The 13,313-nt window shown below is 62.0% G+C and carries 15 protein-coding genes; all 15 read left to right on the forward strand.

Going from position 1 to position 13,313, the window contains the following annotated elements; translation table 11 throughout:
- The first annotated feature begins 199 nt into the window (after positions 1-199).
- The 15 genes from ACX93L_RS05625 to ACX93L_RS05695 all read left to right on the forward strand — a co-directional run bounded on the left by ACX93L_RS05625 (position 200) and on the right by ACX93L_RS05695 (position 13,312).
- A complete protein-coding gene (locus tag ACX93L_RS05625; protein WP_459403909.1) occupies positions 200-742 on the forward strand; it encodes a DUF1003 domain-containing protein in 543 nt (180 codons plus the stop codon).
- Between the two features lie 44 nt (positions 743-786).
- The gene (locus tag ACX93L_RS05630) at positions 787-1,683 is read left to right on the forward strand and encodes a VOC family protein (RefSeq protein ID WP_459403910.1); all 897 of its coding nucleotides are present in this window, start codon (positions 787-789) and stop codon (positions 1,681-1,683) included.
- Complete coding sequence (gene kdsA, locus ACX93L_RS05635; protein WP_459403911.1) at positions 1,680-2,528, forward strand: 3-deoxy-8-phosphooctulonate synthase; 849 nt, start codon at positions 1,680-1,682, stop codon at positions 2,526-2,528. Before ACX93L_RS05630 ends, kdsA begins: the two co-directional genes overlap by 4 nt.
- Positions 2,529-2,708: 180 nt before the next feature.
- On the forward strand, positions 2,709-3,983 hold the full coding sequence (eno, locus tag ACX93L_RS05640) for a phosphopyruvate hydratase (protein WP_459403912.1): 1,275 nt from the start codon (positions 2,709-2,711) through the stop codon (positions 3,981-3,983).
- 142 nt (positions 3,984-4,125) lie between these two features.
- The gene (locus ACX93L_RS05645) at positions 4,126-4,443 is read left to right on the forward strand and encodes an FtsB family cell division protein (RefSeq protein WP_459403913.1); all 318 of its coding nucleotides are present in this window, start codon (positions 4,126-4,128) and stop codon (positions 4,441-4,443) included.
- 149 nt (positions 4,444-4,592) lie between these two features.
- A complete protein-coding gene (gene pdhA, locus ACX93L_RS05650) occupies positions 4,593-5,639 on the forward strand; it encodes a pyruvate dehydrogenase (acetyl-transferring) E1 component subunit alpha (RefSeq protein ID WP_169587813.1) in 1,047 nt (348 codons plus the stop codon).
- 15 nt (positions 5,640-5,654) lie between these two features.
- The gene (locus ACX93L_RS05655; RefSeq protein WP_459403914.1) at positions 5,655-7,031 is read left to right on the forward strand and encodes a pyruvate dehydrogenase complex E1 component subunit beta; all 1,377 of its coding nucleotides are present in this window, start codon (positions 5,655-5,657) and stop codon (positions 7,029-7,031) included.
- A 15-nt stretch (positions 7,032-7,046) separates the two neighbouring features.
- Positions 7,047-8,381 carry a pyruvate dehydrogenase complex dihydrolipoamide acetyltransferase gene (locus tag ACX93L_RS05660; RefSeq protein ID WP_459403915.1) on the forward strand — a complete coding sequence of 445 codons (1,335 nt, stop codon included), beginning with the start codon at positions 7,047-7,049 and terminating at the stop codon, positions 8,379-8,381.
- A 16-nt stretch (positions 8,382-8,397) separates the two neighbouring features.
- Entirely contained in the window at positions 8,398-9,036 is a 639-nt protein-coding gene (locus ACX93L_RS05665; RefSeq protein WP_459403916.1) for an SGNH/GDSL hydrolase family protein, read from the forward strand.
- Positions 9,037-9,129: 93 nt separating this feature from the next.
- Positions 9,130-9,369 (forward strand): YdcH family protein, encoded by a 240-nt coding sequence (locus ACX93L_RS05670; RefSeq protein WP_459403917.1) that lies wholly within the window; start codon positions 9,130-9,132, stop codon positions 9,367-9,369.
- A gap of 79 nt (positions 9,370-9,448) precedes the next feature.
- Positions 9,449-10,894, forward strand: a complete 1,446-nt coding sequence (gene lpdA, locus ACX93L_RS05675; protein ID WP_459403918.1) for a dihydrolipoyl dehydrogenase — start codon at positions 9,449-9,451, stop codon at positions 10,892-10,894.
- Positions 10,895-10,963: 69 nt separating this feature from the next.
- Positions 10,964-11,215 (forward strand): GlsB/YeaQ/YmgE family stress response membrane protein, encoded by a 252-nt coding sequence (locus tag ACX93L_RS05680; RefSeq protein ID WP_169587825.1) that lies wholly within the window; start codon positions 10,964-10,966, stop codon positions 11,213-11,215.
- A gap of 43 nt (positions 11,216-11,258) precedes the next feature.
- A complete protein-coding gene (gene lipA / locus ACX93L_RS05685) occupies positions 11,259-12,227 on the forward strand; it encodes a lipoyl synthase (RefSeq protein WP_459403919.1) in 969 nt (322 codons plus the stop codon).
- Positions 12,228-12,280: 53 nt separating this feature from the next.
- Positions 12,281-12,850 carry a P-loop NTPase family protein gene (locus ACX93L_RS05690; protein ID WP_459403920.1) on the forward strand — a complete coding sequence of 190 codons (570 nt, stop codon included), beginning with the start codon at positions 12,281-12,283 and terminating at the stop codon, positions 12,848-12,850.
- Between the two features lie 9 nt (positions 12,851-12,859).
- Complete coding sequence (locus tag ACX93L_RS05695) at positions 12,860-13,312, forward strand: type II toxin-antitoxin system RatA family toxin (RefSeq protein ID WP_459403921.1); 453 nt, start codon at positions 12,860-12,862, stop codon at positions 13,310-13,312.
- Position 13,313: the final 1 nt, after the last annotated feature.

The raw sequence follows: 13,313 nt of genomic DNA on the forward strand, positions 1-13,313 counted from the left end.
ATACACTATCTGTTCCATTTGTGTTCCGCAAGGGGATAAAAAAACGTGAAGAAGCCGTCAGATCTTGTGTTTTATCGGGAGGCCCGGTCCGCGGAATGGCCGCCTCAACGCATGCGACCGTTGACAGGGCAGTCCCCATATCGAATGACGGGGCCGGGGTCTGGTGTCCGCATGTGCGGCAGAGCGGAGACGGTGAGACATGTTTGGCGATATCGAGAAGAAGGTGTTCGGCAAGGCTGCGCATGAGCTCAGCGAAGCGGAACGCCGGGTCCTCAAGAAGGCCCGCGAGCGGCGGGTGCTTTCGACGAACGCAAGCGAGGATTTTCTCGCCGCCGCAACGCCCGGGCAACGACTTGCGGATTCGATCGCCCGGGTCGGCGGGTCCTGGGGTTTCATCGTCGGGTTCGGTGCCTTCCTGGTCGCCTGGGTGATCCTCAATACCGTCGTGCTGGCGACGCATGCGCTCGATCCCTATCCGTTCATCTTCCTCAACCTGTTGCTCTCGATGCTTGCGGCGATCCAGGCGCCGGTCATCATGATGAGCCAGAACCGGCAGGCGGCGCGGGACCGTTTCATGGCGGCCAAGGACTACGAGATAAACCTGAAGGCGGAGATCGAGGTGCTGGCGCTGCACCACAAGATCGATGAGCAGGTGCTGATCGAGCTCCAGGCGGCCCGGAGCGAGATTGCCGCACTGAAGGAAGCGGTGCTTGCCCTTTCATCGACGCGCGGGAGTGATTAGGTAGTCGCAAGAACGGTCTGTCAGGCGCAAGGAGTGCATTCCCGATGACATCCAAACAGCATGCGGTGGGAGCGGTCGACCACCTCGTCCTACCGGTTACGTCGCTCGAGGCGACACGCGCCCGGTTTGCTCAGCTCGGCTTCACGGTCGCGCCGGATGCGCGTCATCCGTTCGGGACGGAGAATGCCTGCGTCTTCTTCGGGGACGACACCTATCTCGAACCGCTGGCCGTCGGTAGCCGCGAAGAATGCGAGGCTGCAGCCAGGGCCGGCAACATGTTCGTCGCGCGGGATCAGGCGTTCCGCTTCCGCAACGGGCAGGAGGGCTTTTCCGCGATCGTGGTGAAGACGGTTGACGCGGATGCCGATCACGCGCGGTTTGCCGGCGCAGGCTTTTCCGGCGGACCGATGCTGCATTTCGAGCGCATGTTCAAGATGGCCGACGGCTCCGAGGTTCTCGGCGGTTTCAAGCTCGCCTTTGCCGCCGATCTCAGGGCTCCCGATTTTTTCCTGTTCGCCTGCGAACGGGTGAACCCGCTGCCCGCGGACCGCGGCGCGCTGGCCCGGCATGCCAATGGCGCACTCGGCCTCTCGGCGGTCGTGCTCGTCGAGGAAAACCCAAGCGATTTCCAGTATCTGCTCGAAGAGGTGTTCGAACAGCGCGCGGTGGAGGCGCACTCCTTCGGGATCGCGCTTCAGACAAGGAATGTGAAGGTCGAGGCGCTCACCCCTGAGGGGCTCGATGGCTATTTCGGTATCGACGCCCGAGGAGCCGGGCGTGGACTCAAGGGCCGGCTGGTCATGGTGCGCGTCGGCGATATCGGCGTGACAGAGCGCCTGCTCGCTGATAATGGCGTCGCATTCAGCCGCCGCGGCGCGCGCCTGATCGTTCCGCACGAGGCGGGGCAGGGCGTGGCCTTCGCATTCGAGGAGGTTTCATGAGCATTCAGACCAATTCCGAAGTCGTCGTCGGCGATGGTGCCGCCAAGGCGGTTTTCTCCAATTCGAAGCGTTTTGCGCTGATCGCCGGCCCCTGCCAGATGGAGAGCCGCGACCATGCCTTCATGATCGCCGGGCAACTCTCCGAAATCTGCCGGGAACTTGGGCTCGGGCTCGTCTACAAGTCGTCCTTCGACAAGGCCAACCGCACGTCCCTTTCGGCCGAACGCGGCATCGGCCTGGACAAGGCCATGGAGGTCTTTGCCGACCTCAAGAAGGAATACGGCTTTCCGGTACTGACCGACGTGCACACGGAAGAGCACTGCCGGCTGGTGGCGCCGACGGTCGACGTGCTGCAGATCCCGGCCTTCCTGTGCCGGCAGACCGATCTGCTGGTCGCCGCCGCCCAGACGGGCCGCGTGATCAATGTGAAGAAGGGCCAGTTCCTCGCCCCCTGGGACATGAAGAACGTGCTCAACAAGCTCAACGCCAGCGGCAACCCGAATGTGCTGCTGTGCGAACGCGGAGCGTCCTTCGGCTACAACACGCTGGTGTCCGACATGCGCTCCCTGCCGATCATGGCTGCGACCGGCGCGCCGGTGGTGTTCGATGCAACGCACTCGGTACAGCAGCCGGGCGGCCAGGGCGGCTCCTCGGGTGGCCAGCGAGAGTTCGTCGAGACGCTGGCACGCGCGGCTGTTGCCGTCGGTGTTGCCGGCCTGTTCATCGAGACGCATCAGGATCCCGACAATGCGCCGTCCGACGGCCCGAACATGGTGCCGATCAGCCAGATGAAGCGCCTACTGGAGAAGCTTCTGGCCTTCGACGCTGTCGCCAAGGCTGCCTGAGCTTAACTGGACAGGCTGACTTCATCATGGACGAACGCCGGCGCTTGCGCCGGCGTTTTGCGTTGGTGACGACGGCGGCGATGACCTTTCGGCTTCTGTCATCTCGCTGCCATTGTATTTTCCGCGTCTTCGATTAAGACAGGCCATCCTCAATCCCCACCCAGCAGCAGGGAGGCCCTCATGACTGCAATCACCGACATCATCGGCCGTGAAATTCTGGACAGCCGCGGCAATCCGACCGTCGAGGTCGATGTCTATCTGGAAGACGGCAGCATGGGCCGCGCGGCCGTGCCGTCGGGCGCCTCGACCGGTGCTCACGAAGCGGTCGAACTGCGCGACGGCGGCAGCCGCTATCTCGGCAAGGGCGTCGAAAAGGCGGTTGAAGCGGTCAACACCGAGATCTTCGACGCGATCGGCGGCCTCGATGCCGAGAACCAGATCCAGATCGACAACATCATGATCGAGCTGGACGGCACGGCCAACAAGTCGCGTCTCGGAGCCAACGCCATTCTCGGCGTGTCGCTCGCCGTCGCCAAGGCTGCCGCGGAAGCATCCGGCCTGCCGCTCTACCGCTATGTCGGTGGCCCGAATGCCCATGTTCTGCCGGTTCCGATGATGAACATCATCAACGGCGGCGCCCATGCCGACAACCCGATCGACTTCCAGGAATTCATGATCGTGCCGGTCGGCGCCGAAACCATTCGCGACGCGGTTCGCATGGGCTCGGAAGTGTTCCATACGCTGAAGAAGCAGCTCGCTGCCGACGGCCATAACACCAATGTCGGCGACGAAGGTGGTTTCGCACCGGGTCTGGCATCGGCTCCGGCTGCCCTCGACTTCATCATGAAGTCGATCGAAAAGGCCGGCTACCGTCCGGGCGAAGACGTCCATATTGCGCTCGACTGCGCCTCGACCGAATTCTTCAAGGACGGCAAGTATGTCCTCGAAGGTGAAGGTCGCACGCTCGAGCCGGGCGCGATGGCGGAATATCTCGCCGAGCTCTGCGCCAAGTACCCGATCTTCTCGATCGAGGACGGCATGGCGGAAGACGACTGGGCCGGCTGGAAGATCCTGACCGACAAGATCGGCTCCAAGGTCCAGCTCGTCGGTGACGACCTGTTCGTTACCAACTCCTCGCGTCTGCGCGACGGCATCAAGATGGGCGTCGCCAACTCGATCCTGGTCAAGGTCAATCAGATCGGTTCGCTGTCCGAAACGCTCGACGCGGTTTCGACCGCCAACCGCGCTGCCTATACCGCTGTCATGTCGCACCGTTCGGGCGAAACCGAAGACTCGACGATCGCCGATCTCGCCGTTGCCACCAACTGCGGCCAGATCAAGACCGGCTCGCTGGCCCGTTCCGACCGTACCGCCAAGTACAACCAGCTAATCCGCATTGAGGAAGGCCTTGGACCGCAGGCGCGCTACGCCGGCACCTCGATCCTGCGCGGCTGATCGTCGACGCAATTCTTCGTATCTTGAAGCCGCGCCCCGGAGGGCGCGGCTTTTTTCTTTGGCATGCGATCAGGGTCAACGATCGGTTAAGCAATCGCCGATAATTTGAAATCATAGTTTTGCGTTTCAAGGCGTTCAGCGTATGTGGACTAGGCATCATAAGAAGAGAAAATTCGGCCGCCTCATTCTTCCGTCCGTCACCATCGCCTTTCTCTCCTATTTCGGCTATCATTCCGTCCACGGCGACTACGGCCTCAGGGCCGCGCAGGAATTCGAGCGGCAGCGCATTGCGCGAAGCGGAGAGCTTGCCGAGCTTGTGAAGCATAGAAAGCAGCTTGAAAGACAGGTCGAGTTGATGAGCGACGGCTCGCTCGAGCGCGACATGATCGACGAGAAGGCGCGGTATCAGCTCAATATGTCGCGCCCGGATGAAATCGTCATCTTTAATAGCTATTTCTGATTAACCGAAATCAGGTTAATTCAAAAGATCCTTTTAAAATCATACGGTTGTCCTGAATGCGAGCCATGCATTTATAGCATTGCCCGCGCGCCTTTTCTTGCCTATTCTGTTGCGCAATCAAGATCCGACATAACCCTAGGGAGGGATGAATGGCGCCGCGAAAATCCGCGACTGCTTCCGGCCGTAAGACCACGGCCAAGCCTGCCAAGAAGGATTTCACTGAAGGAGCGATCGTCGAGTTCGATCGCGACGCCGAGCTCAAGTCCTATCGTGAGATGCTGTTGATCCGGCGGTTTGAGGAAAAGGCCGGCCAGCTCTATGGCATGGGCTTCATCGGCGGTTTCTGTCACCTTTATATCGGTCAGGAAGCTGTCGTCGTCGGCATGCAGATGGCGCTCAAGGATGGCGACCAGGTCATCACCGGTTATCGTGATCACGGCCACATGCTGGCCTGCGGCATGAGTGCGCGGGGCGTCATGGCCGAGTTGACCGGGCGTCGTGGCGGCCTGTCCAAGGGCAAGGGCGGCTCGATGCACATGTTCTCCAAGGAGAAGAACTTCTACGGCGGCCATGGCATCGTCGGCGCTCAGGTTTCGCTCGGCACGGGTCTCGCCTTCGCCAACCGCTACCGCGACAACGGCCAGATCTCGGTCGCCTATTTCGGCGATGGTGCCGCCAACCAGGGGCAGGTCTACGAGAGCTTCAACATGGCCGAGCTGTGGAAGCTGCCGGTCATCTACGTGATCGAAAACAACCGCTACGCCATGGGTACTGCCGTTTCGCGCGCCTCGGCGCAGACCAATTTCGCCCAGCGCGGCGTGGCCTTCAACATTCCCGGCCTGCAGGTCGACGGCATGGACGTGCGCGCTGTTCGCGCCGCAGCCGAACAGGCGGCCGAATATTGCCGCTCCGGCAAGGGGCCGGTCATCCTCGAGATGATGACCTATCGCTATCGCGGTCACTCCATGTCCGACCCGGCGAAATACCGTTCCAAGGACGAAGTGCAGAAGATGCGCTCCGAGCATGACCCGATCGAGCAGGTGCGCGCCCGCCTCCTGGAAAAGGGCTGGGCGAGCGAGGAGGAGCTGAAGGCGATCGACAAGGATGTCCGCGACATCGTCGCCGACAGTGCCGATTTCGCCCAGGCCGATCCGGAGCCGGATGTTTCCGAGCTCTACACCGACATTCTGCTGTAATCGGGGAGGGAACCCATGCCGATCGAAATTTTGATGCCCGCCCTCTCTCCGACGATGGAAGAAGGCACGCTTTCCAAGTGGATCAAGAAGGAAGGCGACACCGTCAAGTCCGGTGACGTTATCGCCGAGATCGAGACCGACAAGGCGACCATGGAAGTCGAGGCCGTCGATGAAGGCGTGCTCGGCAAGCTGCTGGTTGCTGCCGGCACCGAGAACGTCAAGGTCAACACGCCGATCGCCGTGCTCCTTCAGGACGGCGAGAGCGCCGCCGACGCGGTGGCTCCGAAGGCTGTGCCCGCTCAGGCAACCGAAGCTGCGCCGGCTCCGGTCGCGTCTACTGCTTCCGCTCCGGTGCCTGCGGCTCCGGCTGCAGCCGTCGCTGCCGATCCCGATGTGCCGGCCGGCACTGAAATGGTGACGATGACGGTGCGCGAGGCGCTTCGCGAAGCGATGGCCGAAGAGATGCGCGCCAATCCGGACGTCTTCATCATGGGTGAGGAAGTCGCCGAGTACCAGGGCGCCTACAAGATCACGCAGGGCTTGCTGCAGGAATTCGGCGCCCGGCGCGTCGTGGACACCCCGATCACCGAACACGGCTTTGCCGGCGTCGGCGTTGGCGCAGCGATGGCCGGCCTGCGTCCGATCGTCGAGTTCATGACCTTCAACTTCGCCATGCAGGCGATCGACCAGATCATCAACTCGGCGGCCAAGACGCTCTACATGTCGGGCGGCCAGATGGGTGCTCCGATCGTGTTCCGCGGCCCGAACGGTGCAGCGGCGCGCGTCGCCGCCCAGCACAGTCAGGACTACGCCGCCTGGTACAGCCATATCCCGGGCCTCAAGGTGATCCAGCCGTACACGGCCGCCGACGCGAAAGGCCTGCTGAAGGCGGCCATCCGCGATCCGAACCCGATCATCTTCCTCGAGAACGAAATCCTCTACGGTCACTCCTTCGAGGTTCCGAAGCTCGATGATTTTGTCCTGCCGATCGGCAAGGCGCGCATCCACAAGGTCGGCAAGGACGCGACGATCGTTTCGTTCGGTATCGGCATGACCTACGCGGTCAAAGCGGCTGACGAGCTCGCCAAGGAAGGTATCGACGTCGAGATCATCGACCTGCGCACCATCCGGCCGATGGACCTGCCGACCGTCATCGAATCCGTCAAGAAGACCGGCCGTCTGGTCACCGTCGAGGAAGGCTATCCGCAGTCTTCGGTCGGTACCGAGATCGCCACGCGCGTCATGCAGCAGGCCTTCGACTACCTTGATGCGCCGATCCTGACGATCGCCGGCAAGGACGTTCCGATGCCTTACGCGGCCAACCTTGAGAAGCTTGCTCTGCCGAATGTCGGCGAAGTGGTCGAGGCGGTCAAAACCGTCTGCTACAAGTAACGGGAGGGTCAGCACATGCCGATCAACATTACGATGCCGGCACTCTCCCCGACCATGGAAGAGGGCAATCTGTCGAAGTGGCTCGTCAAGGAAGGCGACAAGGTCAAGTCCGGCGACGTGATCGCCGAGATCGAAACCGACAAGGCGACGATGGAAGTCGAGGCCGTCGATGAAGGCACGGTCGCCAAACTCGTCGTTCCGGCCGGTACCGACGCGGTCAAGGTCAACGCGGTGATCGCGATTCTTGCCGCCGACGGTGAAGATCTGGCCGCCGCAGCCGCCGGTGGCGGTGCTGCCGCTCCGGCGAAGGCTGAAGCGGCACCGGTGGCAGCACCGGCACCCGCCGCCACTCCCGCGCCTGTAGCCGCACCGGCTCCTGCCGCGGCCGCGCCGGCACCTTCCAAGTCGGATGGCAGCCGCGTGTTCGCGTCGCCGCTGGCCCGTCGTCTGGCGAAGGAAAGCGGCCTCGATCTCTCTGCCGTTTCCGGCTCCGGCCCGAAGGGCCGGGTCGTCAAGAGCGACGTCGAGAAGGCTGTCGCAACCGGTGGCGCGAAGGCTGCTCCAGCTGCTGCCGCACCGGCCGCCGCACCCGCGCCGGTTCTGGCAAAGGGCGCATCCGACGAGGCTGTTCTCAAGAACTTCGCCGAAGGCTCATACGAGCTCGTGCCGCACGACGGCATGCGCAAGACGATCGCCAAGCGCCTGCAGGAATCCAAGCAGACCATCCCGCACTTCTACGTTTCGGTGGATTGCGAGCTCGATGCACTGCTGGCTCTGCGCGGCCAGATCAACGGCGCCGCGCCTGAAAAGGACGGCAAGCCGGCCTATAAGCTTTCGGTCAACGACATGGTGATCAAGGCTCTGGCGCTGGCACTGCGCGACGTTCCGGACGCCAACGTCTCCTGGACCGACAGCGCAATGGTGAAGCACAAGCACGCCGATGTCGGCGTGGCGGTGTCGATCCCGGGCGGCCTGATCACCCCGATCATCCGCCAGGCAGAGACCAAGACGCTTTCGGCGATTTCCAACGAGATGAAGGACCTCGGCAAGCGCGCCAAGGACCGGAAGCTGAAGCCGGAAGAGTATCAGGGCGGCACAACTGCCGTGTCCAACATGGGCATGATGGGTGTGAAGAGCTTCTCCGCGGTCGTCAATCCGCCGCATGCCACCATCCTGGCGGTTGGTGCCGGCGAGGAGCGTGTCGTGGTCAAGAACGGCGAGATGAAGATCGCCAATGTCATGACCGTGACGCTGTCGACCGACCATCGCTGCGTCGATGGCGCGCTCGGGGCCGAACTGCTCGGCGCGTTCAAGCGCTACATCGAAAACCCGATGGGCATGCTGGTGTGAGCGGAAGGCGGGCGCGATGAAGACCGTTCTTGCCTTCGGCGACAGCCTGACCTGGGGTTACGACCCTGAGCAACTGGGTCGGCATGCCTATGAAGATCGCTGGACCAGTGTCCTGCAGAAGGCATTGGGCCACGGGGTCAGGGTGATCGCCGAGGGGTTGAACGGTCGCACGACCGCCTATGACGACCATCTCGCCGATTGCGAGCGCAACGGCGTGAAGCTGTTGCCGAGCGTGCTCGAGACCCACAAGCCGCTGGATCTCGTGATCATCATGCTCGGCACCAACGACATGAAGCGCGGTGTCGCGGGTACGGCGATCGCGGCGACCAAGGGCATGGATCGGCTGATCAAGCTTGTCCGGCATCACGACTGGGGTTTCGGTTTCGAGCCCCCGGAAATCTTGGTTGTTTCGCCGCCGGCGATCTCTGAGACGGCAAATGCCCATTTTGCGGCCATGTTCCGGGGTGCCCTCGATGAATCGGCGATGCTCGCGAGCTTCTACGGTGACCTCGCGGACGAAGCGGGCTGTGGTTTTTTCGATGCGGGTTCGGTTGCGGAAACCTCCCCGCTCGACGGGATCCACCTCGATGCGGAGAACACACGGGCGATCGGGCGCGGCCTTGAGCCGATCGTCAGAATGATGCTCGGGATTTGACATCGCGACGGCAGAAAGTTGATCAAGATCAAGGGAGTGTCGCTTTCGGGTGAATAGTCTGCAGGTATCGACCGACAACAGAGGAGATATCGAATGTCGAACACCCCGCACGAACTGGCGCAGGAGTTTCCGGAATACGTCGGCAAGATGCACGAGCTCAAGCTGAGCAACGCGCATTTCGCCAAGCTGATGGACAACTATCACGACGTGAACCGCGCCATTCACCGTGCTGAAACCGAAGTTGAACCGGTTGGCGACACGCAGATGGAGACCATGCGCAAGCAGCGCATGGTTCTGAAGGACGAAATCTACGGGATGCTGACCAAGGCGTGATCGCCTTCGTCTTCATCTCTCGGGAAGGGCTCTGCCGCGTGGCGGAGCCCGGACCGGTCAAACAGGGAGATGAAGACCAGTGTCGAATGCCTATGACGTTCTCATTATCGGCTCCGGCCCCGGCGGCTATATTGCCGCGATCCGTGCGGCCCAACTGGGCTTCAAGACAGCGATCGTCGAGCGCGAACACCTCGCCGGCATCTGCTCCAACTGGGGCTGCATTCCCACGAAGGCACTGCTCAGGTCGGCGGAGGTCCTGCACCTCGCCGAACACGCCAAGAACTATGGCCTGACGCTCGAAGGCAAGGTGACCCCCGACCTCAAGGCGATCATCGCCCGCTCACGCGGCATTGCCGAACGCATGAACGGCGGCGTCGGCTTCCTGATGAAGAAGAACAAGGTCGACATCATCTGGGGTGAGGCCAAGCTGACGAAGCCGGGCGAGGTCTTGGTTTCGAAGACCACCAAGAAGATCGTCCAGCCGCAGGCGCCCTTGCCGAAGAACACGCTGGGCGAGGGCACCTATACCGCCAAGCACATCATCATCGCCACCGGTGCACGTCCGCGCGCGCTTCCCGGCATCGAGCCGGACGGCAAGTTGATCTGGACCTATTTCGAGGCGATGAACCCCGATTCCATGCCGAAGTCGTTGCTGGTCATGGGCTCGGGCGCCATCGGCATCGAGTTCGCCTCCTTCTACCGCACAATGGGCGTCGACGTGACTGTGGTCGAGGTAATGAGCCAGGTCATGCCGGTCGAGGATGCCGAGATCTCGGCCTTCGCCAAGAAGCAGTTCGACAAGCAGGGCATGAAGATCCTGTTGGAGGCCAAGGTCGCCAAGGTCGAGAAGGGCGCCAATTCCATCACCGCCCATGTCGAGAAGAAGGACGGCTCGATCGAGAAAATCACCGCCGACCGGATGATTTCGGCCGTCGGCGTGCAGGCCAATATCGAGGGTATCGGGCTGGAGGCGGTCGGCGTGAAGACCGATCGCGGCTTTATCGCGATCGACGGCTACGGCAAGACGAACGTGCCGGGTATCTATGCGATCGGCGACGTCGCCGGCCCACCGATGCTTGCCCACAAGGCCGAGCACGAAGCCGTCATCTGCATCGAGAAGATCGCCGGCCTGCCGAACGTTCACCCGATGGACAAGGCCAAGATCCCGGGCTGCACCTACTGCAACCCTCAGGTGGCTTCCGTCGGCCTGACCGAGGCCAAGGCCAAGGCGGAAGGCCGCGACATCCGCGTCGGTCGTTTCCCGTTCGTCGCCAATGGCAAGGCCATCGCGCTCGGCGAAGATCAGGGCATGGTCAAGACCATCTTCGACAAGAAGACAGGTGAGCTGCTGGGGGCCCATTTGGTCGGCGCGGAAGTGACCGAGCTGATCCAGGGTTTCGTCGTGGCGATGAACCTCGAGACGACAGAGGAAGAGCTGATGCACACGATCTTCCCGCATCCGACCATTTCCGAGACGCTGAAGGAAAGCGTACTGGATGCCTATGGCCGGGCGCTCAACGCCTAAGGTCGAGTTGTGACACCGGGATCCGTCGCCTATATAGGTGACGGATTTCAGCGAGGGAGTTCGCGCAAGATGGCTTTCGAGATTGGTTGGTTTCTGGCGCTCGTCATTGGCGGCCTGGCGGGATGGCTCGCCGGCAAGTTCCTCGACATGCGCTTCGGCATATTCATGAACATCGTGATCGGCATTGTCGGCGCGGTGCTTGCCGCAGCCGTGTTCCGCCGCTTCGGCATCGTCGTCGAAGGCGACTGGCTCGGTTATCTGCTAACCAGCTTCGTCGGCTCGTGCCTCTTGTTGTACGCCGTCAAGCTCATCCGGCGCTAAGTTTTCGTGAGGCCGCCGAACGGCGGCAAAGGCAGGTAGAACCATGGTCACCATCCTCGACAGGACCAATCCCGAGGACAAGCGCGTCCGCCATCCGGAAAAGGCCCATCGGCCGGACACGGAGGTGATGCGCAAGCCGGAGTGGATCCGCGTCAAGGCGCCGACCTCCAAGGGTTATGCCGAAACCCGCTCGATCGTGAAGGACAACAAGCTCGTCACGGTCTGCGAGGAAGCCGGCTGCCCGAACATCGGCGAGTGCTGGGACAAGAAGCACGCGACGTTCATGATCATGGGCGAGATCTGTACGCGGGCCTGTGCCTTCTGCAACGTGGCGACCGGCAAGCCGAACGCGCTTGATCAGGATGAACCGGAAAATGTCGCCAAGGCCGTTAAGCAGATGGGCCTTTCCCACGTCGTCATCACTTCGGTGGATCGCGATGACTTAGAAGATGGCGGCGCCGAGCATTTCGAAAAGGTAATCTGGGCGATCCGGGCGGCTTCGCCGGCAACCACCATCGAGATCCTGACGCCGGACTTCCTGAAGAAGCCGGGCGCGCTCGAACGAGTCGTTGCGGCAAAGCCGGACGTGTTCAACCACAACATGGAAACGGTGCCCGGCAACTACCTGACCGTTCGTCCCGGCGCGCGCTATTTCCATTCCGTGCGGCTGTTGCAGCGGGTCAAGGAACTCGACCCGACGATGTTCACCAAGTCCGGCATCATGGTCGGCCTCGGCGAGGAGCGCAACGAAGTGCTCCAGCTCATGGACGATCTCAGGACCGCCGACGTCGACTTCCTGACGATCGGGCAGTATCTGCAGCCGACCCGCAAGCATCACCAGGTGATGAGCTTCGTCACGCCGGACGAGTTCAAGTCCTACGAGACTGTCGCCTATGCCAAGGGCTTCCTGATGGTGTCGTCGAGCCCGCTGACGCGCTCTTCGCATCATGCAGGCGACGACTTCGCCAGGTTGAAGGCGAACCGGGAAAAACTGCGCGGCGACCGCGCATAGCACTCCCGTCATGTTTCGGCGCTAGGCCTCTTCTCCTGCAAGGAGATCACCAAATGCCGAACTTCGTGGGAATAGAGGTTGCCGCCGAGGTGCTGAACGCGGCGCAACGGGTCATGGTCGTCGGCTGTTCGGGTGGCGGCAAGAGCACGTTGTCGCAGGCACTCTCTGCGCATTTCGGCTTGCGCTACATCTCCATGGACAAGGAGTTCTTCTGGCTGCCGGGCTGGGTGGCGCGTCCGCGCGGCGAACAGCGGGCGTTGATTACGGAGGCTGTGGCCGGCGAACGCTGGATCATGGATGGCAGCAATCCGACAAGCTTTGATCTGCGCGTGCCTCGCAGCGACCTCGTCATTTGGGTGCGCATGCCAAGGCTGCTGTCGCTTTGGGGCGTGTTGACACGGGTCGCAAAGACCTATGGTCGTACCCGTCCGGATATGGCCTCGGGCTGTCCGGAACAACTGCCAGACCGGGCGTTTCTTCGCTATATCTGGAACTTCGAGAGCGTTCACGGGCCGGTTTTCGTGCGAAACATCGATCTCAATGGCCCCGATGTCCCGGTTGTCGTGCTGAATTCACGTGCGGAAATGCGTTGCATGCTTGATCTCGCCGGTGTCCGGGCTTAATCCCGGCTTATGCCGCAGTTCGAAACCCGCCGCCCTGTCAGACACTCCCCGGAACAGATGTTCGCGCTCGTCGCCGACATTGGCCGTTATCCGGAATTCCTGCCGCTCTGCGAAGCTCTGACCATCCGCTCGCGGCGCGAGCGCGACGGCAAGGAGCTGCTGGTTGCCGACATGACGGTGGGATACAAGGCGATCCGCGAGACCTTCACCACCCAGGTCCTCCTGGTTCCGACTGAACGGGTGATTGACGTTAAGTATATCGAGGGGCCGTTCCGCTATCTCGACAATCGCTGGCGCTTCGAAGAAACCGCGGATGGCGGTTGCCTCGTGCATTTCTTCATCGACTACGAATTCAAGAGCCGCATCCTCGGCGCCTTGATGGGCTCGATGTTCGACCGTGCCTTCCGCATGTTCGCCGAGGCCTTCGAGGCCCGCGCGGACAAGATCTACACCGCGGCCTGAG

The organism is Rhizobium sp. CAU 1783 (genome assembly GCF_054551725.1).